Source organism: Burkholderia sp. BCC0398, from assembly GCF_902833245.1.
Taxonomy (GTDB): domain Bacteria; phylum Pseudomonadota; class Gammaproteobacteria; order Burkholderiales; family Burkholderiaceae; genus Burkholderia; species Burkholderia sola.
On the sequence record NZ_CADFEM010000009.1, the window covers coordinates 276,730 to 299,206 of the forward strand.

24 protein-coding genes and 1 pseudogene are annotated in these 22,477 nt (G+C 67.7%); 12 read left to right on the forward strand and 13 right to left on the reverse strand.

Features of this window, described 5'->3' with window-relative positions; genetic code table 11:
- Positions 1-7: 7 nt before the first annotated feature.
- Positions 8-523 (forward strand): Ohr family peroxiredoxin, encoded by a 516-nt coding sequence (locus tag HWX76_RS21320; RefSeq protein WP_050013396.1) that lies wholly within the window; start codon positions 8-10, stop codon positions 521-523.
- A 40-nt stretch (positions 524-563) separates the two neighbouring features.
- Positions 564-1,316, forward strand: a complete 753-nt coding sequence (locus HWX76_RS21325; RefSeq protein WP_050013397.1) for an SDR family oxidoreductase — start codon at positions 564-566, stop codon at positions 1,314-1,316.
- Between the two features lie 56 nt (positions 1,317-1,372).
- Here HWX76_RS21325 and HWX76_RS21330 read toward each other — a convergent pair whose 3' ends face one another.
- Positions 1,373-1,801 (reverse strand): PRC-barrel domain-containing protein, encoded by a 429-nt coding sequence (locus HWX76_RS21330; protein WP_050013398.1) that lies wholly within the window; start codon positions 1,799-1,801, stop codon positions 1,373-1,375.
- A gap of 407 nt (positions 1,802-2,208) precedes the next feature.
- Positions 2,209-3,339 (reverse strand): 3-deoxy-7-phosphoheptulonate synthase, encoded by a 1,131-nt coding sequence (locus HWX76_RS21335; RefSeq protein ID WP_050013399.1) that lies wholly within the window; start codon positions 3,337-3,339, stop codon positions 2,209-2,211.
- 291 nt (positions 3,340-3,630) lie between these two features.
- Between HWX76_RS21335 and HWX76_RS21340 the strand changes: the two genes are divergently transcribed.
- Together HWX76_RS21340 and HWX76_RS21345 are read left to right on the forward strand one after the other, a co-directional pair.
- The gene (locus HWX76_RS21340; protein ID WP_176016305.1) at positions 3,631-4,185 is read left to right on the forward strand and encodes a hypothetical protein; all 555 of its coding nucleotides are present in this window, start codon (positions 3,631-3,633) and stop codon (positions 4,183-4,185) included.
- 28 nt (positions 4,186-4,213) lie between these two features.
- Positions 4,214-4,636: a hypothetical protein gene (locus HWX76_RS21345; protein ID WP_050013401.1), complete on the forward strand. Its 423-nt coding sequence runs from the start codon at positions 4,214-4,216 to the stop codon at positions 4,634-4,636.
- A 99-nt stretch (positions 4,637-4,735) separates the two neighbouring features.
- On the opposite strand, the gene HWX76_RS21350 is transcribed toward HWX76_RS21345, so the two are convergent.
- Positions 4,736-5,446 (reverse strand): YceH family protein, encoded by a 711-nt coding sequence (locus tag HWX76_RS21350; protein WP_050013493.1) that lies wholly within the window; start codon positions 5,444-5,446, stop codon positions 4,736-4,738.
- Positions 5,447-5,854: 408 nt separating this feature from the next.
- Between HWX76_RS21350 and HWX76_RS21355 the strand changes: the two genes are divergently transcribed.
- The gene (locus tag HWX76_RS21355; RefSeq protein WP_176016306.1) at positions 5,855-6,616 is read left to right on the forward strand and encodes an SDR family oxidoreductase; all 762 of its coding nucleotides are present in this window, start codon (positions 5,855-5,857) and stop codon (positions 6,614-6,616) included.
- 17 nt (positions 6,617-6,633) lie between these two features.
- Here HWX76_RS21355 and HWX76_RS21360 read toward each other — a convergent pair whose 3' ends face one another.
- Genes HWX76_RS21360 through HWX76_RS21370 form a run of 3 tightly spaced genes read right to left on the reverse strand, consistent with a single transcriptional unit; the run spans position 6,634 to position 9,064 of the window.
- The gene (locus HWX76_RS21360; protein WP_176016307.1) at positions 6,634-7,338 is read right to left on the reverse strand and encodes an MOSC domain-containing protein; all 705 of its coding nucleotides are present in this window, start codon (positions 7,336-7,338) and stop codon (positions 6,634-6,636) included.
- The gene (locus tag HWX76_RS21365; RefSeq protein ID WP_050013404.1) at positions 7,335-8,231 is read right to left on the reverse strand and encodes a dihydrodipicolinate synthase family protein; all 897 of its coding nucleotides are present in this window, start codon (positions 8,229-8,231) and stop codon (positions 7,335-7,337) included. Before HWX76_RS21365 ends, HWX76_RS21360 begins: the two co-directional genes overlap by 4 nt.
- A 50-nt stretch (positions 8,232-8,281) precedes the next feature.
- On the reverse strand, positions 8,282-9,064 hold the full coding sequence (locus tag HWX76_RS21370) for an aldolase (protein WP_050013405.1): 783 nt from the start codon (positions 9,062-9,064) through the stop codon (positions 8,282-8,284).
- A gap of 135 nt (positions 9,065-9,199) precedes the next feature.
- Here HWX76_RS21370 and HWX76_RS21375 point away from each other — a divergent pair, with 135 nt between their 5' ends.
- Both HWX76_RS21375 and hutC read left to right on the forward strand, forming a co-directional pair.
- Positions 9,200-9,742, forward strand: a complete 543-nt coding sequence (locus HWX76_RS21375) for an XRE family transcriptional regulator (protein ID WP_050013406.1) — start codon at positions 9,200-9,202, stop codon at positions 9,740-9,742.
- 31 nt (positions 9,743-9,773) lie between these two features.
- A complete protein-coding gene (gene hutC / locus HWX76_RS21380; protein WP_124556554.1) occupies positions 9,774-10,511 on the forward strand; it encodes a histidine utilization repressor in 738 nt (245 codons plus the stop codon).
- An 82-nt stretch (positions 10,512-10,593) separates the two neighbouring features.
- Here the strand turns inward: hutC and HWX76_RS21385 are convergent, their stop codons facing one another.
- A complete protein-coding gene (locus HWX76_RS21385; protein WP_124556555.1) occupies positions 10,594-11,442 on the reverse strand; it encodes a phytanoyl-CoA dioxygenase family protein in 849 nt (282 codons plus the stop codon).
- Between the two features lie 31 nt (positions 11,443-11,473).
- Complete coding sequence (locus tag HWX76_RS21390) at positions 11,474-12,277, reverse strand: ABC transporter substrate-binding protein (protein ID WP_089489903.1); 804 nt, start codon at positions 12,275-12,277, stop codon at positions 11,474-11,476.
- A gap of 355 nt (positions 12,278-12,632) precedes the next feature.
- On the opposite strand from HWX76_RS21390, the gene HWX76_RS21395 reads away from it, so the two are divergent.
- On the forward strand, positions 12,633-13,133 hold the full coding sequence (locus tag HWX76_RS21395) for a nucleotidyl transferase AbiEii/AbiGii toxin family protein (protein ID WP_176016308.1): 501 nt from the start codon (positions 12,633-12,635) through the stop codon (positions 13,131-13,133).
- A 170-nt stretch (positions 13,134-13,303) separates the two neighbouring features.
- Positions 13,304-14,167: a LysR family transcriptional regulator gene (locus HWX76_RS21400; RefSeq protein WP_050013410.1), complete on the forward strand. Its 864-nt coding sequence runs from the start codon at positions 13,304-13,306 to the stop codon at positions 14,165-14,167.
- 56 nt (positions 14,168-14,223) lie between these two features.
- Here HWX76_RS21400 and HWX76_RS21405 read toward each other — a convergent pair whose 3' ends face one another.
- Genes HWX76_RS21405 through HWX76_RS21415 form a run of 3 tightly spaced genes read right to left on the reverse strand, consistent with a single transcriptional unit; the run spans position 14,224 to position 17,187 of the window.
- The gene (locus HWX76_RS21405; RefSeq protein ID WP_176016309.1) at positions 14,224-14,700 is read right to left on the reverse strand and encodes a nuclear transport factor 2 family protein; all 477 of its coding nucleotides are present in this window, start codon (positions 14,698-14,700) and stop codon (positions 14,224-14,226) included.
- 53 nt (positions 14,701-14,753) lie between these two features.
- Positions 14,754-15,938, reverse strand: a complete 1,185-nt coding sequence (locus tag HWX76_RS21410) for an amidohydrolase family protein (RefSeq protein WP_124594829.1) — start codon at positions 15,936-15,938, stop codon at positions 14,754-14,756.
- Between the two features lie 49 nt (positions 15,939-15,987).
- Entirely contained in the window at positions 15,988-17,187 is a 1,200-nt protein-coding gene (locus tag HWX76_RS21415) for an amidohydrolase family protein (RefSeq protein WP_124653343.1), read from the reverse strand.
- 459 nt (positions 17,188-17,646) lie between these two features.
- Between HWX76_RS21415 and HWX76_RS21420 the strand changes: the two genes are divergently transcribed.
- Positions 17,647-18,309, forward strand: a complete 663-nt coding sequence (locus HWX76_RS21420; RefSeq protein ID WP_124556560.1) for a glycine zipper 2TM domain-containing protein — start codon at positions 17,647-17,649, stop codon at positions 18,307-18,309.
- Between the two features lie 287 nt (positions 18,310-18,596).
- Positions 18,597-19,106, forward strand: a complete 510-nt coding sequence (locus HWX76_RS21425) for a GNAT family N-acetyltransferase (RefSeq protein ID WP_050013494.1) — start codon at positions 18,597-18,599, stop codon at positions 19,104-19,106.
- A gap of 71 nt (positions 19,107-19,177) precedes the next feature.
- Here HWX76_RS21425 and HWX76_RS21430 read toward each other — a convergent pair.
- Positions 19,178-19,363 (reverse strand): annotated as a pseudogene (locus tag HWX76_RS21430) (hypothetical protein); the annotation flags it as partial.
- 434 nt (positions 19,364-19,797) lie between these two features.
- Here HWX76_RS21430 and HWX76_RS21435 point away from each other — a divergent pair.
- On the forward strand, positions 19,798-21,159 hold the full coding sequence (locus HWX76_RS21435; RefSeq protein ID WP_124556562.1) for an aspartate aminotransferase family protein: 1,362 nt from the start codon (positions 19,798-19,800) through the stop codon (positions 21,157-21,159).
- Between the two features lie 124 nt (positions 21,160-21,283).
- Here the strand turns inward: HWX76_RS21435 and HWX76_RS21440 are convergent, their stop codons facing one another.
- Positions 21,284-22,468: a M20 aminoacylase family protein gene (locus HWX76_RS21440; protein WP_124556563.1), complete on the reverse strand. Its 1,185-nt coding sequence runs from the start codon at positions 22,466-22,468 to the stop codon at positions 21,284-21,286.
- Positions 22,469-22,477: the final 9 nt, after the last annotated feature.

Consider the following 22,477-nt stretch of genomic DNA (forward strand, 5'->3'; position numbering starts at 1 on the left):
GCACATCATGACGCCGCTGCGCCCGCCGCCGCTATCGCTGCTCGACCGGTATCGCGGACGAGAACCGCAGACGCTGTACTCGACGACGGTGACCGTTACCGGCGGCGCGGCGGAGCACGGCCGCGCATCGGGCGTCGCGCGTTCCGACGACGGGCGGCTCGATGTCGAGCTGCGCCTGCCGTCCGCGCTCGGCGGACCCGGCGACGGCCCGAACCCGGAGCAACTGTTCGCCGCGAGCTATGCGGCGTGTTTTCACGGCGCGCTGAGCCTGCTGGCTGCACGGGCGGGGGTGTCGATCGCCGGTGCATCGGTGTCCGCGTCGATCGACTTCTGCCGCGATCCGATGGACGGGCTGTTCATGCTGAACGCGAACATTCGCGTGCGGCTGCCGGGCGTCGAACGCGTCGTGGCGGAAGAGCTCGTCCGCAATACGGAGCGTTTCAGTCCTTACACGAAGATGGCGCATGAGGGAATCAGCCACGTGGTGGCGCTGGCGCCGGCGGACGATGCGCACGAACGCTAAACGGCACGCACGTTCAACCCATCATCTTCACGAGAAAGTCATGCAGTCATTCGACAACAAGGTGGTCCTCATTACCGGCGGCGGCGCCGGCATCGGGCGGGCGGCGGCCGTCGCGTTCGCACGCGAAGGGGCGCGCGTCGTCATCACGGGCCGCCGCGAAGAGGCGCTTTCCGCCGCCGCGCGCAGCGCGCCGGGCATCGACTACGTGGTCGCGGATGCCGGCGATCCGGCCGACGCCACGCGCACGATCGACGAAACGGTCGCACTGGCGGGGCGGCTCGACGTGCTGGTCAACAATGCGGGCGCGGGGGCGATCCTGCCGCTCGAGTCGGCGACCTTCGACGCGATCAGCGCGATCTTCCGCGTCAATACGCTCGGACCGTCGATGCTCGCGACCGCCGCGCTGCCGCATCTGAAAGCAGCCCGCGGCAGCATTGTCAACGTGTCGAGCACGTTCGGACACAAGGCCGCGGCGCTGTTGTCGCACTATGCAGCGAGCAAGGCCGCGCTCGAGCATCTGACGCGCTGCTGGGCGCTCGAGCTCGCATCGGCGGGCGTACGCGTGAACGCCGTCGCGGCAGGCCCGACGGAAACGGACTTCCTGTCCGAACGGATGAAGCTGTCGGCACCCGACATCGAAGCAATCAAGGCGCAGGAGCGCACGCGCATTCCGCTTGGCCGGCGCGGCGAGCCCGCGGACGTCGCGAACTGGATCGTGTCGCTCGCGTCGCCGCAGGCGGCATGGATGACAGGTCAGGTGATCACGGTCGACGGCGGACTCGACGCAACCTGACCGTCGCAAGGACGCGCGGCACGCGACGTACGACGCGTGCCGCGCGATACGGCAAATCAGTGCTTTTCGTCGACCTTCTTCGGCTTCGGCGCCGACGGCACCTTCGCGTACTGGAACGCCGGCGTGGCCTTCAGCGCTTCCTTGGTCGCACCCGGCAGGTAGATGTTGCCGTTGCGCACGTCGAGCGACGCGATCGGCACCGCGACGTCGTGCGCGGCCACGCCGAGGAAGCCGCCTGCCGACACGATCGCGGCCGACACCGAGCCGTCCGGCGCGACGATCAGGTCGCGCACCTTGCCGACTTTCTGGTTCTCGTCGTTGTACACGGTCTTGCCGAGCACGCTTTTCTTCACGCTCCAGCCTTCGAGCAGCGCCTGCGATTGCTCGACGGTCACGCTGATCGGCTGCGCGCCCGCGATCTGCGCATGCGCGCTGATGCTCGACGCGAGGACGGTTGCTGCGAGGAGGGTCTTGTAGAACTTCATGTGTGATGCACTCCGGTTCGGTTGTTGTGGATTCCGGGAACGAAGCGACGCGGGCGCAATGGCTGATCGGTGAGCGCCCGCGGATGGCCGCCCCGCGGATGGCCGCCCCGCGCTTCGTCGGTCGCGTGACGGCCGGCCGCACCGCCACGCGTGTGTGCGTGGCCGGACTGCAGCGAGCAACACGTCTTTCATGGTAGCGGGATTCGCCGGATCGTGCGTTGAGCGTGCAACGTGGCAAGCGGGGCGGAACGGATCAGGATCAAGGTTCGTGCAAACAGACGGCGCGCGCGGCGCGGAAAATGGCGCCGTGACCCGTCGATTAGCGCAATCTCACGGACGAGCGCCCGATCTTCGCGGCGTATCGAACACATCGAATCACGCGGCGGGCGCCGCGCCGCCGCGCAGCATCACGCATTCCGCGCATACACCCGGCGATGCCGCACCGCCTCCGCCAGCACGTCGAGCACCGGCTCCGTCTGCGTCCAGCTCAGGCACGCATCGGTGATCGACACGCCGTATTGCAGCGGCACGCCCGGCTTCAGGTCCTGCCTGCCCGCCTCGAGATGGCTCTCCACCATCACGCCGACGATCCGGTGCTCGCCCTGCCCCAACTGCCGCGCGAGATCCTGCGCGACCTCGATCTGCCGCTCGTGCGACTTGTTCGAGTTCGCATGCGAGCAGTCGACCATCACCTGCTCGCGCAAGCCGGCCTTGCGCAGCACCGCGCAGCTCGCTTCGACGTGCTCCGCATCGTAATTCGGGCCGTTCTTGCCGCCGCGCAGGATCACGTGCGCGTCGTCGTTGCCGCGCGTCTCGAAGATCGCGGCCATCCCCATCTTCGTCATCCCCATGAACGCATGGCTCGCGGCCGCGGCGACGATCGCGTCCGACGCGACCTGCACGCCGCCGTCGGTGCCGTTCTTGAAGCCGATCGGGCAGCTCAGCCCCGACGCGAGCTGACGATGGCTCTGGCTCTCGGTCGTGCGCGCGCCGATCGCGCCCCACGCGATCAGGTCGGCGATGTACTGCGGGCTCAGGAGGTCGAGGAATTCGGTCGACGCCGGCAGGCCCAGCGCGTTGATGTCGAGCAGCAGTTGCCGCGCGGCGCGCAGCCCTTCGTTGATGCGGAAGCTGCCGTCGAGGCGCGGATCGTTGATGTACCCCTTCCAGCCGACCGTCGTGCGCGGCTTCTCGAAGTACACGCGCATCGTGATCAGCAGGTCGTCCTTCAGCGCGTCGGCGGCGGCCTTCAGGCGGCGCGCATAATCGAGCGCCTGGTCGTGATCGTGGATCGAGCACGGGCCGACGACGAGCAGCAGCCGGTCGTCGCGGCCGTGCAGGATGTCGCCGATCGCGCGGCGCGTATCCTCGACGAGCGTCTGCGTCGCGGCCGGCACCGGCAACTCGTCGAGCAGCAGCGCGGGAGAAATCAGCGGACGCACCGCGCCGATGCGGACGTCGTCGATGCGGGTGGTGTCCTGCGTCGCGTCGGCGCTGCCTACCTCGCGATCGTGGGAAGGATTGTCGAGGTTCTGCATGGTGATTCTCCGGGGGACATCTGTCTGGAATGATGGGCAGGCTCGATTATGGCACCCGTGCGGAACGATAGCGGGTTGCGGGGAAGTCGACCGAAATCGACACGACGGGTCGCGACGTGACGGCGATCGCGGTCCGCCGGCCATTCGGCCATTCGGCCGAGTGGTCGCGTGTCACCGCGGTGCCGTACGATCGTGGCTGTCCGCTGCCGATGCGGCCCCTCGCTCGACACCGGCGGCAACATGCGCCGCCTGCCTGCGACCGATCGTTCACCCCTTGCCCGACACGCCACGATGACCGTATCCGACCTCCTCAGCGCCATCCGCCAACCCTACGCCGAGCTGCTCGCGCAAGCGGCCACGCAACCGGCCGCCGTCGTCGAGCCGGCCTACCGGAAAGCCGACGGCACGCTCGCCACCGAAGGCCCGCTCGCGCTGCCATGCCGGGCCGACACCATTCACGGCGAAGGCGAATCGGCTGGCCAGCCGGCGATGGTCGATTCGACCACGCAACTCGATTTCGAGCCGTTCGCGTTCGAGCTCGAAACGGTAGCCGTATCGATCCATCCGTTCGTGTGGGACTGGGCGACGATCGAAGCCGACGGTCTCGACGAAGCCGCGGCCACCGAGGTGTTCAAGACCTGGTTCTTCGCGTGGTTCGACGCCGACGACGAAAGCATGCCGGCCGACGACGGCCTGCACGGCATCGTTCACTATCTGTCGGAACCGGCGAACACCGAGCACGGATGGCGCGTCAACGCGGATCTCGGCTCGGCGCCGGGCGCGGCGGTCGAGGACCTGCTGTTCCGGCTCGTCGATGCGGGCGCCACGCGAATCAGTGTCGGTTGAAGCGCTTTTCCATGACGGACAGACGAACATGAAAAAAACATTCGCGGCGTTGCTGCTGTGCATCGCATTGCCCGCGTCGGCGGAAGTCAGTACCGAAGTGCTGTGTTTTCAGACGAGCGGAGACAAACCCGTGCGCTTCGAATTGCGCACGTACCACGACGACGTGGCCAAGTGGCAAGGCGGTGTCGTCCGGTATGCGAAGTCGAAGACGGCGATCCCGCTGCTGTTCAAGCACGAGGATCACGAAGAACTGGCGGAGGGCCGACCGTACCAGTTCACGACCACGTGGTGGGAAATGGTCGACGGCAAGATCAACGGCGAGTACGAGATGACGAGCCAGGGCGCGATCGTCTATTCGATGACGTACCGCAACGCACGCACCGGCAAGCAAACGGATTTCGCGTGGGCGCAGGACGTCGATGCGTCCGCGAAGGCGGGGTGCCGCTGGTAATGCGGCTTCGGGCAGGGTTGCGGAGCGCGTTCGTCACCCGGCGCGCGCGTGAGCGCGTGTGCGCCGGTGTCACTCCGTTTCAGGTGCCTTGGGCGTCTGTCAGCCCGCGTCGCCCGGCGCATCGACGTCGATACCGAGTTCGCTCGCCATCCGCTGAACCAGCGCATTGAGTCGCGCCACTTCGTCCGCGAGGCGCTTCTGCTCGGCCTTCAGTGCCTCGAATTCGGAAGGCGGCACCGAATCCGCGCCACCGCCGGCATCCGCGCTCGCGAAGTCGGCCATGTTCACTTCGCCGCACATCAGGTGCATCCAGCGGTTCTCGCGCGCACCCGGTGCACGCGGCAGCCGGACGACGAGCGGCTGCGTGCGCGCCGCGAGTTCGTCGAGGAACGCCTCGACCGACGAGATATCCGCGAAGCCGTGCAGGCGCGCGCTGTTCAGGCGCAGCTCGGCGGCCGTCTGCGGGCCGCGCAGCAACAGGATCGTCAGCAGCGCGATCGCCTGGCTCGGGATGCCGAGCACGCGGTTCATGTTGTGCTCGAAACGCGGCACGCGGCTGCTGCTGCCTTCCATCACGAGGCTCAGGTGCTTCAGCCCGTCGAGCGCGGTCGTGACTTCGTCCTCGCTGACGTTCATCACCGGCGCGCGCGCGGTTTTCTGGTTGCAGCCCGCGGTCAGCGCGTTCAGCGACAGCGGGTAGGTATCCGGCACCGTGTGCTGTTTCTCGACGAGCACGCCGAGAATGCGGGCCTCGAGGGGCGTGAGTTCGCGAAGGGCGCGGGGCGTGGGCGTATCCGGCGTGGTGTTCATGAGTAGCGTCGCGGCGTGCAGCAGGTGAAGGGAAACGATCGCGGCCCGCGCGGCATCGCGCACGGGCGAGCCATATGATAGCTCGCGGCGAGCGGCCCGGCGCCGCTCATCGCACCAGCGCGCGCACGTGCCGCGGCATGCTTTCGTCCGACGTAGCGGCGCGGCCGATCGCGCGCGGTGCAATGCGACGATGCGTGGGCCGCAGCGCCGCAGATTCGGCCTTCGCGCACGCCCCCGCGTTTGCGCGATGCCCATGCCGGCGCTACGATAGGCGCTCATCCCGATATCGAGCGCGCCGCGCGCGACCGTCTTCGCTCGTCGATACCACGCATCACTCGCCCCGAATTCACTGCCGCCGTGCGTGCGCGCCGCTCGCCACTACCGTTCACCCCTCACCGGTTCACCACCATGACTGCATCTTCTCCCGCACCCGTGCGCGCCATCGTCACCGGACACACGCGCGGTGTCGGCGCGGCGCTCGCCGAACAACTGCTGCAGGAAGGCATCGCCGTGCTCGGCGTGTCGCGCAGCCGCCATCCGTCGCTCGCGTCGCAGGCCGGCGAGCGCTTCGCCGAAGTCGAACTCGACCTGTCGGATTCCACGGCCGTCGCGGCCTGGCTGGCCGGCGACACGCTGTGCCGCTTCGTGGACGACGCGTCGCTCGTGCTGCTGTTCAACAACGCGGGCATCGTCGATCCGATCGGCCCGCTCGCCGTGCAGGACCCGACGATCGTCGCCCGCGCGGTCGGCCTGAACGTCGCCGCGCCGCTGATGCTGTCGGCCGCGCTCGTGCAAGCCGCGTCGGCCGCGACCGAATGCCGGATCGCGCACCTGTCGAGCGGCGCGGCGCGCAACGCGTATGCGGGCTGGAGCATCTACTGCGCGACCAAGGCCGCGCTCGATCACCATGCGCGCGCCGTCGCGCTCGACGCGAACGGCGCACTGCGGATCTGCAGCGTCGCGCCGGGTGTCATCGATACGGGCATGCAGGCCACGATCCGCGCGACCGACGAAAACAATTTCCCGATGCGCGAGAAATTCGACGAGTTGAAGGCGAGCGGCGCGCTCGCCACGCCCGAGGCCACCGCCCGACAGCTGATCGGCTATGTGCTGAGCGACGCATTCGGTAACGAGCCGACCGCCGACGTGCGCAACCTGCCGACGAAGTAAGCATCGGACGCGGCCCGTCATCCTTCGAGCCGCTTCGTCCAGTCCTCGACCTGCCGCTCCGTGCGGCGCTTCTCGAGCATCTTGCGCCAGCCGGGCGGCAGCAGCGGCACGTCGCACAGCGCGTCGAGCGCGGCCATGTCGAGCGTGCGTCGATACAGCACGTCGAGCACCGCCGACAACGGCCATTGCGGGTAGCGGCGCGCATGCAGCGCCAGCACGTCGCCCGCCGCCACCCAGCCTTCCTGCAGCACGCGGTAGTACCAGCCGGTCCGGCCGCTTTGCTGCACGAGCGCCGCCATCCTCGGATGATCGAAACGTGCGTTGAGCTTCGAGCACGGCTGCCGCGACTGCGACACCTGGAGCACCGCGCCACCCAGCGTGAACACGTCGCCGAGACACACGTCGCGCTCGGTGATGCCGCTCGTCGACAGGTTCTCGCCGAACGCGCCCGGCCGGGCGAGCACGTCGCGCGCGCCGATCTGCCCGGCCCACCACGCATAGTGATCGTGCGCATAGTGATGAACGGCCTTGTCGGGGCCGCCGTGATGCCGCGCATCGGCCTGCTCGTCGCCGGCAAAGCCGAGCGCACCCAGCCACCGGCGCGCATCGACCGGCTGCTTGTCGATCGCGCTCGCGTGCGGCGTGCCGGCGAGCGGCCGGCTCGCGCCGATCCGCACCGCGTCGATGACGGCCGCGATCGCCGGCCGCGCGTCGTCGCTCATGCCGCGGCAACCTCCGGCAGCGCCGCCAGCAGGCGCTCGAGTTCGCGCGTGCGTGCGTCGCCGAGCGGCAGCAGCGGCCGCCTCGGTTCGCCGGCGTCGAAACCGCGCAGCCTCAGTCCGGCCTTCACCGTCACCGGCAACCCGCCGTTGACGATGAACTGCAGCAACGGCAACTGCGCGTGAAAAACCGATCTGGCGCGCGCGAGATCGCCCGTGCGCATCGCGTCGAACAACGCGAGCGGCAACGCGGCATTCAGGTTCGGCGCGGCCGTGCACCATCCGGACGCGCCCGCGGCCAGCGCGGCGAGCGCCATCGGATTGCTGCCGTTGTAGAACGGAATCGTCCCGTCGCTCAACTGCGCGAGCCGGTGCATCCGGCCGATGTCGCCGGTGCTTTCCTTGACCATCGTCACGTTGTCGACGGCCCGGCAGATCGTCGCGATCAGGTCGGGCGACATGTCGACGCCGCTCGTCGCCGGGTTGTTGTACAGCATGATCGGGATGCCGATCGCGTCGCCGATCGCGCGATAGTGCGCGACGATCTCGTCGTTGCCGAGCTTCCAGTACGACACCGGCAGCACCATCACCGCATCGGCGCCGGCCTGTTCGGCGTAGCGGGCGCGGCGCACCGCGCCCGCCGTGGTGAGATCGGAAATCCCGACGACGGTCGGCACGCGCCGGCGCACCGCGCGAATCGACGCGGTGGCGACGGCCTCCCATTCGGCATCGGACAGGTATGCGCTTTCGCCGGTACTGCCCAGCGGCGCGATCGCGTGAACGCCGTCGGCGATCAGGCGTTCGATCAGCGCATCGAGCGCTTTCAGGTCGACGTCGCCGGCGGCGGAGAACGGCGTGACCGGGTAGGCAATGATGCCTTTCAGCAGGATGGACACGATGGGTATTCCTCAATGATTGTGTGAAGAGATCGAAACGGCGCACGCGCTCAAGCGACGCAATCCCGATGCGTACGCAACGCACGGCGTGCGTAGTAGTCGAACGTCACCGCATCGCGCTTCGGCTTCGAGATCCAGTCGTGCGCTTCGCGCGCCAGCGCCGGCGGCACCGGTTTGATCTCGCCGGCCGACATCGCGAGCAGTTGCAGCTTCGCCGCGCGTTCGATCAGCAGCGCGAGGATGCACGCCTCCTCGATCGTCTTGCCGACCACCAGCTGGCCGTGATGCGACAGCAGGATCGCGCGCTTGCTGCCCAGCGCCCTCGAGATGATCTCGCCCTCCTCGTTGCCGACCGGCACGCCCGGCCAGTCCTTCAGGAACGCGCAATCGTCGTACAGCGGGCAGGTGTCCATGTGCGACACGACCAGCGGCTGTTCGAGCATCGACAGCGCCGCGACATGCGCCGGATGCGTATGGATGATGCAGTTCACGTCCGGGCGCTCGCGATAGATCCACGTATGGAACCGATTGGCCGGGTTCGGAATGCCTTCGCCATCGACGACGTCGAGATCCTCGTTGACGCGCAGCAGGTTCGCGGCCGAAATTTCGTCGAAACCGAGCCCGAGCCGCTGCGTGTAGTACGTGCCGGCCGCATCCGCGCGGCAGGTGATCTGCCCGGCCAGGCCCGAATCGTGGCCGGCGTCGAACAGGATCCGGCACGTCAGCGCGAGCTTTTGTCGCGCAGACCAGCCGCTGTCGCCCACTTCGTTTTCAAGTCGCCGCTCCGCCAGCGCGACCAGTGCTTCCTTCGTCAAATTCAGCGTTTCCGCCATGTTCGCCTCCTGAATGAACCGGGTCTGCCGCGCCGTCCGCGGCCGCTTTTTTCCGGCGCGCGTGACACACGATACACCGAATGACACTTTGTGTCATGCGTTACAATCGGTTTTTCGAAGGACACCTGGCGCCCCATGACGATTCGCCTGAAGCTGCTCAGAAAACAGAAGGGCTGGACGCTCGACGTGCTGGCCGACGAGACCGGCCTCACCAAGAGCTACCTGTCGAAGGTCGAGCGCGGCCTGAGCGTGCCGTCGATCGCGGTCGCGCTGAAGCTGTCGAAGGCGCTGAACGTCGACGTCGAGCAGCTGTTCTCGGAAAGCAGCAACCGCGAGCTGATCACGGTCACGCGCGCCGGCGAGCGCACCGCGATGGGCGCGGCAGCCGATAGTCACGCGCACCGCTTCGAGAGCATCGCGGCGGGCGTCGCGCCGAAGAAGATGCTGCCGTTCGTCGTGCATCCGCCCCACGAATTCGTCGCGTCGACGTTCCGCGAACACGAAGGCGAGGAATTCCTGTTCGTGCACAAGGGGCGCGTCGAAATCGAATTTCCGAACGAGACGGTGCAACTCAGGACCGGCGATTCAGTCTATTTCAACGCACTCATCCCGCACCGCACGCGCAGCCTCGGCGCCGCGCAGGCGGAGATCCTGGTCATCGTCAGCCACGACGACTAGCCTCGTCACTTCTTCGCGCAAGGATCTTCCGATGGTCACCAAGGCCACCGCACCGTTCCAGCAGATCAAGACGCTCGTTCGCCAGCACGTCGAGTCCGGCGACTGGCGCCCCGGCGACCGCATCCCGTCCGAGCTCGATCTCGCCGCGCAGTTCGGCGTTGCGCGCATGACGGTCAACCGCGCGCTGCGCGAGCTGACCGAGGAAGGCGTGCTCAAGCGCATCGCGGGCGTCGGCACCTTCGTCGCCGAGGTGAAGCCGCAGTCGAACCTGCTGATGATCGCGCATATCCGCGACGAGATCCGCGCGCGCGGCCACGAGTACCGCTGCCGCGTGCTCAGCCAGTCGCGCGAGCCCGCGTCGTTCGACGTCGCGGCCGCGTTCGGCCTGCCGGTCAACACGCCGGTCTTTCACGTGGTGTGCGTGCACGAGGAGAACGGCCGCCCGATCCAGCTCGAGGATCGCTACGTGAACCCGGCCGCCGCGCCCGGCTTCATCGATCAGGATTTCCAGACCGAGCCGCCGTCCGAGTACCTGTACAACAACGTATCGCACCACGAACTGGAAATCGAGCACGTCGTCGACGCGTCGCTGCCGACCGGCGAACAGGCGCGGCTGCTCGACATGCGCGCCGACGAGCCGTGCCTGACGCTCACGCGCCGCACGTGGACGGATGGGCTGCCCGTCACGTTCGTGCATTTCCTGCATCCGGGCAACCGCTACCGGCTCGGCTCGCGCTTCAAGCCGGGCGCGGGACGCCACCCGACCTGATCCTTCGTCGCACGCGCCCAACGCACGACGGCCGTTTCGTCCCTGGAACCGCCGCCGGGTTCGTTACCTCGACGCGCCAGAGTCAGATCGCGCCGACCTGCCCCGCATCGCGCGACCACACGACCGGAAACAGCGGGTGATCGAGCGGCGCACCGTCCGGCAGTTGTTCCGCGAGCCCGGGGAAATGGGGCGACGTTTTCCAGCGGCGCGGCGCGTGACGGATATCGTCGCCGACGAAGCGGATCGAAAACGCGCGCCGGCGGTTCTGCGTGCCGCCCGACGCATGCAGCGTCAGCATCCGGAAGCACACCATGTCACCCGGTTCGAGCGCCCAGCGACGGATCGGGAAGGCCGCGCGGTCGGCTTCGATGTCGGGCAGGTCGGCGAGGCTGCCTTCCGGAAACCACTTCGCCTCCTTGTCCATGAACGTGCGCGGCATCAGCCACGGCCCGCGATGCGAGCCCGCGACGAATTCGAGCGTCGATTCGAGCGGCACCGGATCGACCGGAATCCACATGCTGACGTTGTCGTCGCCTTCGATGTCGTAGTACGGCTGGTCCTGGTGCCACGGCGTGCGCTGCCGCGTGCCGGGCTCCTTCACGAGCAGGTGGTCGTGATGCAGCCGCACGGTGTCCGTGCCCATCAGCGCGGCGGCGACCGACGGCGCCGGCGAGCGCACGATGAAGTCGCGATACGCGTCGTTGTGCTGCCAGTTGCAGAAATCCTCGAAGAACCAGCCCGGATCGTCGGGCCGGCTCGCGACTTTCGCGCGTTCGCTCGGCTGCGCGAGGTTCGCGTCGATGCCGGCCTGCAGCGCGGCCACTTCGTCCGGAGAAAAAATGCCCTTGATGCAGACCGCGCCTTCGTCGCGGAACGCGGCGATCAGTTCGGGCGTCACGGCTTGCGCGACGCGATCCTGGATACTCGTCATGGTGTGCCTGTCGGTTGGATGAGTCACGGGGTCACGGCGCCGAAGTCAGTTGCTGCTTTGCGCCGTAGATGTCGAAGTCGAAGTATTTCGCGGCGATCTTCTGGTACGTGCCGTTCGCACGGATCGCGACGATCGCGTCGTTCAGCCGCTTCTTCATGTCGCCGTCGCCCTTGCGTATGCCCATCGCCACGCCGTGTCCGGTAATCCGCGCGTCGGTCACGTCCGGGCCCGCGAACGCGTAACCCTTGCCGCGCGACGTCTTCAGGAACGAGTAGCCGGCCTGGGTCTTGTCCTGGAACGTCGCATCGAGCCGGCCGTTGACGAGATCCTGATACACCTGGTCCTGATTCTGGTACGACACGATCGTCACGCCCTTGGTCGCCCATTCGGCCTTCGCGTACGCCTCCTGCGTCGTGCCCTGGTCGATCCCGACGCGCTTGCCGGCGAGCGACGCGGCATTCGGCAGCAGCTTCGAGCCGACCGGCGCGACGAGCGCGCCCGGCGACGCATACAGCTTGTTCGAGAAGTCGATCTGCTTGAGCCGCTCGTCGGTGGCCGTCATCGCGGACATGATCACGTCGAACTTGCGCGCGCGCAGCGCGGGGATCATCCCGTCGAAGCTTTGCTCGACCCACACGCACTTCGCTTGCAGTTGCTCGCAGATCGCATTGCGCAGGTCGATGTCGAAGCCGGCCAGCGAGCCGTCGGGCTGCTTCGCCTCGAACGGCGGATACGTGGGGTCGATGCCCCAGCGGATCGTCGACGCGTCCTGCGCGAACGATACGAGCGGTGCGAACGCCAGCGCGGTGACGAGGAGCTTTGCGGTGCGGTTCATGGCGGGTCCTTGAAAGTCTCGACGCGGCGGGCGACGCCGGCGTTCGGTTTGGGGCGATGCGACGGCGTGCCGGCGCGGGGCGCGAAAGACGAGGGACTTCGGTGAAACTGCCATGCAGTCTAGACCGCTTGATTTTTGAGCACAAGCAGGGAAATGCGGGAGGGCGGCGGATTAATAAAAGATCGAAGCCGGGGACGCGGGTGACGCTCCATTGAGAGATTTTCCGGGAAATTTCGGATGTTTACCCTGCGCGATCCCGCACCTGACCCAGAATGCGTTTTCCGGACACCGGCCACCACCGCGATGTGTTTCCCGCGGTTCCGTCGAATCTACTGGCAACGTGCCCTATACTGCGATGGAATTTTTCAACGTGAATCCCCGCATCAGCGATGCCGCGTCCGACATCACGCCGAATGATGAGGAACACGCCGGGTTCGTGAAGCTGATGCTGCCCGACGGCGAAATCGACTTCGTGGTCTCCCGGAATCTGACGTCTCCCGGCTACGACGAACGGACGCTGATGGATCGTGTCGTCAAGGTCGAGACTTCCGCGGAAATCGTCGCCAAGAAAATGCGGCACCGCGGCGATCGTCCGACTGCGCGGGACCTGTTCGATCTGTGCCTGGTCATCGAGCGGGAGCCGGAAAGCTTGATGGAAGCCGGTGCGTTCCTCGTTCGGCATCGCGACACGTTTCTGCGTCTGCTCAACGAGCATCGCGCCTTCGTACAACCGCGGTTCGACGACATCCGGACACTCGGCTACACGCCGTCGTTCGACTATTGCGTTGAACTCGCCGACGCATTCCTGCGAAAACTCCCCGGCGGCACGCCTGAACCCAAATCGCGCCGCCGCTGATCCCTACCGCGCCCGCGAACGTCATCCACAGGAAGTCGTCAAGCACCTCACAATCCCGCAAAACACCCGCCCAACTCGGGCGAAACCGCGATTGCCCGCGCTGCCCTGCCATGTTAAAAGTCGTCGCACGCATTTGAAAATGCAATGCCCGAATCCCTAGAAGTGCATAAATGAATAGACCCCTGTTCGACATCGACCTGCTGCGTGCGCTGGTGATGGTCGCCGACTGCGGCAGTTTCACGACGGCGTCCGCGCGCCTGCATTCGACGCAGTCGACGGTCAGCCAGAAGGTGCGCCGGCTCGAGGAAATCGCCGGCCACCGCCTGCTCGACCGCGGCGCGCGCGACGTGCGGCCGACCGATGCGGGCGTGACGGTGCTCAGTTATGCGCGACGCATGCTCGCGCTGAACGACGAGATGCTGGAGGCGCTGTCGGGCGCGACGGTCGCGCTGACGATCCGGCTCGGCGTGCCCGACGATTTCGCGGCGGGCCGCACGACGCACGCGCTCGCGGCGTTCAAGCGCGAGCATCCGCAGGTGAAACTCGAAGTGACGTGCGGGCTGAGCCGCGACATCAGCGCCGCGTACGATCGCGGCGAACTCGACCTCGTGCTGATCAAGCAGCGGCGCGACAGCCGCGAGGCCGTCGTGCGCTGGCCGGAGAAGCTACGCTGGATCGACAGCGCGAAGCATCCGTCGATCGATCTCGACCCGGTGCCGATCGTCGTGTTCCCGCCGCGCGGACTCTACCGCGACGACATGATCAAGGCGATCGAGGAGCGCGGCCGCCGCTGGCGGATCAGCTTCACGACGTCGAGCCTGAGCGGCATCCAGGCGGCGGTCGCGGACGGGCTCGGCATCAGCGTACTGCCCGCGCGCGTGGTGACGGACGAGCATGTGGTGCTGACCGCGAAGCAGGGCTTCGCGCCGATCGAGCATATGGACATCGCGATCCTGCATCGGCCGACGGCCGACCCGATGGTCCGCGCGCTGACGAAGACGCTCGCGGCGATGCTGGAACTCGAAGGGCGGTAGGCGAAGCGGATTTCGAACGGGAGCGGCGCGCAGGGGGGCGCCGCGCGCCACACGTGTCAGAACATCGTGTTGCCGTTCGCCGCCTGCTCGGGCACCGGCTGGTTGACGTCCCAGTGTTCGACGATCTTGCCGTGCTCGAGCCGGAAGATATCCATGATCGCGCTGCCGCGCGTGCCCGGTTCGCGCACCGCGTGCACGTGCAGGATCACGTAGTCGCCGTCGACGAACGCACGCTTGATCTCGCTGTGCGACTGCGGATACTTGTCGCGCAGGAACGCGACGAACTTGCGGAAACCGTCACGCCCGTCGGCCGCGTTCGGGTTGTGCTGCACGTAGCGATCGCCGACATACGCGAGCGCGGCGTCCGCATCCTTGTCGTTCAAGCCTTTCTCGTAGAACGCGAGCACCGTGCGCCGGTTGGCTTCCTGCTGGGCGTCGTCGGCCGAGCCGGTCGCCACCGCATGCGCGGCGCTCACGGCGAACAGGGCCGCCGCCATCCATCGTGCGGCCCGTGCCGCGGTCGTGCGTCGCATCGTCGTCTCCCGACATCCGGTTGAAACCGGATCATACCGGGGCGACGCGGCGCTCAGACCAGCGCACCATGACGCGCGACGATCTTCCCGGACGATACGACGAGACGCCGCACCGGCCGCGCGACGACGGCCTCCGCGAACGTCAGCGCATCGACGAGCACGACGTCCGCGCGGCTGCCCGGCTGCAGCCCGTAATCCGCGAAACCGCAGCCGCGCGCCGCGCCGTGCGTCACGCAGTCGAGCGCGACTTCGAGCGCATCGTCTCGGCGGAAATCGTTGCGCATGCCGATCAGCATCGCGCGTTCGAGCATGTCGGGCGAACCGTACGGCGTCCACGTGTCGCGCACGCCGTCGTTGCCGCCGATCACGGTCACGCCTGCCGCGCGGCACGCGGCCACCGGCGGCACCGGCACCGCGGCCGGCGCGGTCGTGACGATGCCAACGCCGAGCTCGGCCATCCGCGCGAGCAGCGCATCGCGCTCGCGTTCGACGAGATCGCCCAGACAGAAACCATGACTGATCGTGACCTTGCCGTGCATGCCGTGCGTCGCGGTGCGCTGCAGGATCAGGTCGAGCGAGTACGCGCCCATCGACCCGCGCTCGTGCAGATGGATGTCGAGTCCGCGGCCGTGGCGTTCGGCGATCGCGAACAGCACGTCCACCGCCTCGACCGGATCGCCTTCGATCGCGCACGGATCGAGCCCGCCGAGCAGGTCGGCGCCGGCGTCGAGCGCGTCGGATAGCAACGCATCGGTGCCCGGCCGCTTGAGCACGCCCGATTGCGGAAACGCGACGATCTGGATCTCGACCTGCCCGCGCAGCGTCTCGCGCGTCGCGAGCACGCCGTGCAGATGGCGCAGCCCGGCTTCGGTATCGACGTCGACGTGCGTGCGGATGCGCGTCGTGCCGGCCGCGAGGAACGCGCGCGCCAGCGCGAGCGACGCGGCGCCCGCGTCATGCCCGCTCGTCGCGCGATAGCGGCGTTCGTTCTCGATACGGTCGACGAGACGCGGCCCGACCGCGTTGCGATACCACGGCATCCCCCAATGGGTCTTGTCGAGGTGCGTGTGGCCTTCGACGAGGCCGGGCAGCGCCAACGCGAGCGCGCCGTCCTCGATCGCACAGCCGGCGGGCGCGTCGAGCGACGGGCCGACGCGCGCGATGCGATCGCCTTCGATCAGGATATCGAGCGCGGCGTCGGCGTTCGTGCGGACATTGCGGATCAGCAGGTTCGTCATGTCGGTTCCGGTCGGGTCGGTCGGTGCAAGGTGCCGCGGGTCGGGCGGATCAGCGCGTGAAGCGCAGCGACGGCGCGAGCGGTGCGCCCTGATCGCTTTCGCCGCGGCGGAATACCCAGCGTTCGGCCGGCACGCCGGCGACGGCTGCCGCCGCATTCGGCGCACGCACCGCGACGAAGCTCGCGTCGCAGCCGACCGCGATTCCGTAGTGCTCCTTGCCGATCACGCGCGCGCCGGCGTGCGTCGCCATGTCGAGTGCGATGCCGAGCGCTTCGTCGGTGTAGAAGCCCGACCGGTAGCCGACCATCATCGCGCGCTGCAACATGTCGCCGTTGCCGTACGGCCACCACGCGTCGCGGATGTTGTCGTTGCCCGCGAACACGTGCACGCCCGCGTCGCGCAGCCGTTGCACCGGCGGGAACGCGCAGTCGCCCGGTGCATTCGTCAGGATCGATACGCCGGCGTCGGCCAGCACCGCGGCGGTGCGCTGCACGTCGTCGGCGCTCACCTGGCCGAGCGCGTACGCATGGCTCACGTTCACGCGTCCGCCGAGCCCGGCCGCGCGCGTGCGCGCCGCGATCCGCAGCAATTGCGCGATGCCCGTTTCGCCCGGCTCGTGCAGGTGGATGTCGATTTTCGCGCCGCGCTTCTCGGCGATGCCGAACACGATGTCGAGCTGGCCGTCCGCATCGCCGTCGAGCGTCGTCGGGTCGATTCCGCCGACCACGTCCGCGCCTTCGCGCACCGCCGCATCGAGGATCTCGGCGGTGCCCGGGCACGTGATCACGCCGGCCTGCGGAAACGCGACCAGTTCGATGTCGACGATCCCGCGCCACTGTTCGCGCGCGGCCATCACGGCGTGCAGGTTCGACAGCCCCGTCGTCGCATCGACGTCGACGTGGCTGCGCATCGCGATCGTGCCGAACGCGGCGGCCTGCGCGATCAGCGCGTTCGCGCGCTCGACGATCGGCGGCGCGGCCGCGAGCTGGCGCTTCTCGACCGCGAGCCGCTCGCGCAGCGAGCCGACCGGCTCATGCGGCACCCAGCGATCGCCGACGAAGCTCTTGTCGAGATGGATGTGGCCGTCGACGAAACCGGGCAGCACGACGCGGCCGTCGAGGTCGATCGTCTGCGCGCCGGGCGCGGCGGTGCAATCGGCGCCGATCGCGGCGAAGCGGCCGTCGCGGACGACGAGATTGACGGGTTGGCCGCTGGCGTCGCGGGCGTTGATGAAGAATCGTTCGGTCATGGCTTCGATTGGGGCGGTCGCGGCGCGACACCGGCGCGGACAGGGGAGGAAACGCGGCCGGCGCGGCGCGATCGTTGGCAGGGAATCCGGCCACGATATCGGACGCCGCTGCGCGAGGCCAATTAAAAGTCGCGATGCCGCGCATTCGATTTCCCGATGTGCGGCGCGCAGGGCCGGCGGACCGAACGCGGAGACGGGTGTCGTTGGCCGTGGAAGCGGCTGGAATGTCGGCGGCCGCGCGGGGGTGCAGCGCCCGCACGCGTGCGCCGGGAAACCGCGTCGCGCCGTTGCCGGCCGCCCCTTCGACGCCCACCCCACCGGCGATTTACGCGGCAACAGACTTTACACGTTGTTACCCGGCCGCACCGGACGCGCATCCGGCCATTCCTTATACTCACGCCGAGTTCGCCACCCTGACGGGAATCCATCGGCGGACACGTTGCCGATGCAGGAAACATCATGATGCGCATGCCTTCCACGAAGACCGTTCTGTTCGCCTCGCTCGTCGCCGTGGCGGCGCTTCCGCTCACCGCGTGCGTCGCGCCGGGCTACTACGGCGCGCAGCCGGGCTATCCGCAGCAGCAGCAATACGCGACGCCCGGCTATGCGCAGCCCACGTATTCGCAGCCGGGCTACGTGCAGCAGCAACCGGCGTATCCGAACCAGGCGCCGCAACCGTACGACCAATACGGCAACCCGTCGCAATACGGCTCGCAGCCGTATGACCAGTACGGCAACCCGCAACAGCAATACGCGACCCCGTACGGCAACGGCTACGGCACGCAGTACGGCACCGTGTCGAACATCCAGCCGGTCAACGGCTCGGTCGCTCCGTCGGGCATCGCCGGCACCGTCGTCGGTGCGCTGGTCGGCGGGCTGGTGGGCAACCAGTTCGGCCGCGGTCACGGCCGCGATGCGGCGACCGTGATCGGCGCGCTCGGCGGCGCGGTGGCCGGCAACCAGATCGGCCAGCAGATGGGCGCCGCGCAAGGCCCAAGCAGCTACCGGATCGACGTGCAGGTCAGCGACGGCTCGATGCGCTCGTTCGACGTGCAGTCGCCGGGCAACCTGCGTCCGGGCGACCGCGTGCAGATCAACGGCAATCAACTGTCGCGCTATTGATTCCCGTGGCGTGCGCGTGAGTTGATCGCGCGCACGTCGCCTGTTCGACGTCGTGCGCCAGACCGGCGCGACCGCGCATGCGCTTGACGCGCACCCTCCTTGATCGCGGTACGACACGCCATCATCACTGTCTTCTCCGTTCACGATCGCGCCCGCCGCCCCTGCGACGCACCGCGCATCGCCACGCGGCATCCGGATTCCTATTAGGATTAGGACGATGCATCCCCGCGACCGCCGCAGCGGCGCGCCGGCATGCACACCCCTCAACCGGAATGCCGCCGATGACGATGACGACAACGATCCGCCTGCTTGACGCCGCCGACGCGGCGCAGTTCCAGACCGTCCGCCTGCGTGCGGTCGACACCGCCCCGACGTCTTTCCTGCCGACGCTCGACGAAGAGTCGCAGGTGCCGGTCGACGAATTCGCGAAACGCCTCACGCCGACGCAGGCACAGGCCGTGTTCGGCGCGTTCGACGGCGGCACGCTCGTCGGCATCACGGGCGTACGCCGCGATGCGCGCACGAAGATCGCGCACAAGGCGACGATCTGGGGCGTGTACGTCGACGCCGCGTATCGCGGGCAACGCGTCGCGCAGGCGCTGCTCGACCGCGCGACCGCGCATGCGGCGAACGCGTGGGGATGCAGCCAGCTGATGCTGTGCGTGAACGAAGTCAACCACGCCGCGGAGCGGCTGTATGCGTCGCAGGGATTCGTGCGGTTCGGCACGGAGCCGCGCTCGATGTGCGTCGATGGCCGCTTCTACGACGAGCACTACATGGTGAAGACGCTGGCGTAGCGTATTCGTGTTCGTGTTCGCGTGCAGGTATCGATCGGCCGCACGCGAACGTCGTGGCGTGTCGCCTCATCTCACCGCTTGTCGGTGATCGTCGTGTTGACGACCTGCCCGGCGATCGTCACGTTCGTCAGCGTCATCGCGCTCACGTTGAACGCATGGATCGGCCCCGGCGACGTGACCGTCACGTTCTGCACGACCGGTGCTCGCGTGCACATCGCGTCGCTCATCAGTTGGTCGTCGCAGCCGAGCGTGACGATGAAGGTGCGGCACGTTACCCGCTTCGATGCGGGTGATCGGAGAGAAAGATGAACGACGACGATGGGCGCCATGGGCGCGCCTTCCGGGGAAGGGTATCGATGCGCTGGGCGACAGCTCGCATTTATACGTCGTCATACCATATCGCGCAGTCGACGCACGCTTCGCACGGATCATGCATCCGTCGCTTACCCAGTTTTTACGCGCACAGCCGTATATATGTGTGCACACACTCACATTTCACTGCCTACGCTTAGAGATAAGTTGTCGTATGTTTATGCGCAAAAACTTCAATTAAATCGTCTCGGCCGACCTATCCGCCAAAGCGATTTCCCTGCTCGCCAACCGCCGCCGACCCGCCTCGGTAATTCCGCCTCTGTTCAGCTCCCTGCTGCCCGCGCTATCGTTTCCCCTATCCCCCAGCCAGGAGCTGCCTTTGCCTACCCGCCACGGAGTGGACCTCATCCGCGCCCGCGCGCTGTTCGATCGCGAGCGCCGCGCGTTCACCGAAGCCATGCCGGTCTCCCGCGCACTCTCCGCGGAAGCGTCCGAGCACTTGCTGTTCGGCGTGCCGTTGCACTGGATGCAGGACTGGTCGACCCCGTTCTCGCTATACGTGAAGGAAGCACGCGGCGCGACGTTCATCGACGTCGACGGTCATCGCTACGTCGACTTCTGCCTCGGCGATACGGGCGCGATGTTCGGCCATGCGCCCGAACCGGTCGCCCGCGCGCTCGTCGAGCAGGCCACGCGCGGCTATACGACGATGCTGCCGAGCGAGGACGCCGCCTGGGTGTCGCGCGAACTCGCGCGCCGCTTCCAGCTGCCGGTCTGGCAATTCGCGCTGAGCGCGAGCGACGCGAACCGCTTCGTGCTGCGCTGGGCGCGCGCGGCCACCGGCCGCAACACGATCGTCGTGTTCAACGGCTGCTATCACGGTACCGTCGACGACGTGTTCGTCGATCTCGTCGACGGCCGCCCGGTGCAGCGCGACAGTCTGCTCGGGCAGTCGTACGACCTGCTCGCGAACACGCGCGTCGTCGAATTCAACGATCTGGACGCGCTCGAAGCGGCGCTGAAGGACGGCGACGTCGCGTGCGTGCTCGCCGAGCCCGCGATGACGAACATCGGTATGGTGCTGCCCGACCCCGGCTTCTGGGAGGCCGCGCGCGAACTGACGCGCCGCCACGGCACGTTGCTGGTGATCGACGAGACGCACACGATCAGCAGCGGGCCCGGCGGCTACGCGGTCGCGCACGGCCTCGAACCGGACATGCTGGTGGTCGGCAAGCCGATCGCGGGCGGCGTGCCGTGCGCGGTGTACGGCTTCAGCGCCGAATTCGCGGAACGCGCGAAAGCGGCGAAGCTGAATGCGCCGCCCGGCCATTCGGGGATCGGCACGACGCTCACCGCGAACATGCTCGCGATGCATGCGATGCGCGCGACGCTTGCCGAAGTCGCGACCGACGCTGCGTATGCGTACATGTTCGCACTCGCCGCACGGCTCGCGGCTGGGCTCGACCAGGCGATCGCAAAACACCGGCTGCCGTGGTGCGTGACGCGCATCGGCGCGCGCACCGAGTTTCAGTTCGCGCCCGTGCCGCCGCGCAACGGCACGCTGGCCGGCGCGCAACTCGACAGCGAACTCGAGCACATCGTGCACCTGTACCTGCTGAATCGCGGCGTGCTGATCACGCCGTTCCACAACATGATGCTCGTGTGCCCGCAAACGACGGCCGACGATGTCGATACGCTCGTCGCACAGTTCGATGCGTGCCTGGGTGAACTGGCCGGTTGATCGAATGCGACGACGGACGATCCTCGACGCGCCGGCAAACCGGTGCGCTCGAGCATCGATGCGTCGTCAATGACGAAGGTACGCCGCACGCGCGGCGAACCGAATACGCAGCGACCCGCCTCCGCTACACCGCCTTCAACGCGCGCCGCGCCACTTCCGCGAAATAGCGCGCGCCGGTCGGCAAGATCTCGTCGTTGAAATCGTACGTCGCGTTGTGCAGCGGCACGCCGCCCTGCCCGGCCACTTCGCCGTTGCCGATGAACACGAAATTGCCCGGCACCGCCTGCAGGAACGCGCCGAAATCCTCCGAGATCATCATCGGCTGCACGTCGGCGTTCACCGCATCGGCGCCCGCGACGTGCGCGGCGGCCTGCACGGCCGTGTCGACCCATTCCGGCGAATTCACCGTCGGCGCGAACTCGTGCGTGTACTCGAACGTGCAGGCCGCACCGTGCGTACGGCAGATCCCTTCGCTGATCTCGCGCATCCGCGCCTCCAGCAGCGCCTGCACGTCGCGCGAATAGCTGCGCGTGTCGCCCTTGATCGTCACCGTCGACGGCAGCACGTTGCGCAGCCCGTCGGTGATGAATTCCGTGCACGAGATCACCGCCTGCTGGCCCGGGTCGAGATTGCGCGACACGATCGTCTGCAGCGCGAGCACGATCTGCGCGCCGATCACGATCGGATCGATGCCCATGTGCGGCCGCGCCGCATGCGTGCCGCGCCCGTCGATCCGGATCACGAAATTGTCTTCGCTCGCCATGATGCCGCCCGCACGCGTCGCGAACGTGCCCGCGCGCATGCCGGGCATGTTGTGCGCACCGAAGATCGCGTCGACCGGAAAGCGCTCGAACAGCCCGTCGGCCATCATCGCCTTCGCGCCGCGGCCGTGCTCTTCCGCCGGCTGGAAAATGAAGCGCACCGTGCCGTCGAAATCCTTGCGCTCGGCCAGCAGTTGCGCGGCGCCGAGCACCATCGACATGTGGCCGTCGTGCCCGCACGCATGCATCTTGCCGGGCGTGCGCGACACGTGTTCGCGGCCCGGCGCGTGCTCGACGATGTTCAGCGCGTCCATGTCCGCGCGAATGCCGATCGTGCGCTGGCCCGTGCCGACCGTCAGGTTCGCGACGAGCCCCGTGCCGCCGATGCCGCGATGCACGTCGAGCCCGAGCGTCGTCAGGATCCGCGCGACGTAGTCCGACGTGTTCACCTCTTCGAATCCGGTTTCCGGGTGCTGGTGCAGATACCTGCGCCAGGTCTTCAGTCGGCCCTGCAGCGTGCTTTCTGCCGTCGCGTCGATTGCATCCATTGCGTTCGC

Excerpts from the sequence above, each read along its gene's own strand:
- HWX76_RS21320 (WP_050013396.1), top strand. The coding sequence starts at position 8 with ATGACGCCGCTGCGCCCGCCGCCGCTATCGCTGCTCGACCGGTATCGC.
- HWX76_RS21325 (WP_050013397.1), top strand. The coding sequence starts at position 564 with ATGCAGTCATTCGACAACAAGGTGGTCCTCATTACCGGCGGCGGCGCC.
- HWX76_RS21330 (WP_050013398.1), bottom strand. The coding sequence starts at position 1,801 with ATGAAGTTCTACAAGACCCTCCTCGCAGCAACCGTCCTCGCGTCGAGC.
- HWX76_RS21335 (WP_050013399.1), bottom strand. The coding sequence starts at position 3,339 with ATGCAGAACCTCGACAATCCTTCCCACGATCGCGAGGTAGGCAGCGCC.
- HWX76_RS21340 (WP_176016305.1), top strand. The coding sequence starts at position 3,631 with ATGACCGTATCCGACCTCCTCAGCGCCATCCGCCAACCCTACGCCGAG.
- HWX76_RS21345 (WP_050013401.1), top strand. The coding sequence starts at position 4,214 with ATGAAAAAAACATTCGCGGCGTTGCTGCTGTGCATCGCATTGCCCGCG.
- HWX76_RS21350 (WP_050013493.1), bottom strand. The coding sequence starts at position 5,446 with ATGAACACCACGCCGGATACGCCCACGCCCCGCGCCCTTCGCGAACTC.
- HWX76_RS21355 (WP_176016306.1), top strand. The coding sequence starts at position 5,855 with ATGACTGCATCTTCTCCCGCACCCGTGCGCGCCATCGTCACCGGACAC.
- HWX76_RS21360 (WP_176016307.1), bottom strand. The coding sequence starts at position 7,338 with ATGAGCGACGACGCGCGGCCGGCGATCGCGGCCGTCATCGACGCGGTG.
- HWX76_RS21370 (WP_050013405.1), bottom strand. The coding sequence starts at position 9,064 with ATGGCGGAAACGCTGAATTTGACGAAGGAAGCACTGGTCGCGCTGGCG.
- HWX76_RS21375 (WP_050013406.1), top strand. The coding sequence starts at position 9,200 with ATGACGATTCGCCTGAAGCTGCTCAGAAAACAGAAGGGCTGGACGCTC.
- hutC (WP_124556554.1), top strand. The coding sequence starts at position 9,774 with ATGGTCACCAAGGCCACCGCACCGTTCCAGCAGATCAAGACGCTCGTT.
- HWX76_RS21385 (WP_124556555.1), bottom strand. The coding sequence starts at position 11,442 with ATGACGAGTATCCAGGATCGCGTCGCGCAAGCCGTGACGCCCGAACTG.
- HWX76_RS21390 (WP_089489903.1), bottom strand. The coding sequence starts at position 12,277 with ATGAACCGCACCGCAAAGCTCCTCGTCACCGCGCTGGCGTTCGCACCG.
- HWX76_RS21395 (WP_176016308.1), top strand. The coding sequence starts at position 12,633 with ATGGAATTTTTCAACGTGAATCCCCGCATCAGCGATGCCGCGTCCGAC.
- HWX76_RS21400 (WP_050013410.1), top strand. The coding sequence starts at position 13,304 with ATGAATAGACCCCTGTTCGACATCGACCTGCTGCGTGCGCTGGTGATG.
- HWX76_RS21405 (WP_176016309.1), bottom strand. The coding sequence starts at position 14,700 with ATGCGACGCACGACCGCGGCACGGGCCGCACGATGGATGGCGGCGGCC.
- HWX76_RS21410 (WP_124594829.1), bottom strand. The coding sequence starts at position 15,938 with ATGACGAACCTGCTGATCCGCAATGTCCGCACGAACGCCGACGCCGCG.
- HWX76_RS21415 (WP_124653343.1), bottom strand. The coding sequence starts at position 17,187 with ATGACCGAACGATTCTTCATCAACGCCCGCGACGCCAGCGGCCAACCC.
- HWX76_RS21420 (WP_124556560.1), top strand. The coding sequence starts at position 17,647 with ATGATGCGCATGCCTTCCACGAAGACCGTTCTGTTCGCCTCGCTCGTC.
- HWX76_RS21425 (WP_050013494.1), top strand. The coding sequence starts at position 18,597 with ATGACGACAACGATCCGCCTGCTTGACGCCGCCGACGCGGCGCAGTTC.
- HWX76_RS21440 (WP_124556563.1), bottom strand. The coding sequence starts at position 22,468 with ATGGATGCAATCGACGCGACGGCAGAAAGCACGCTGCAGGGCCGACTG.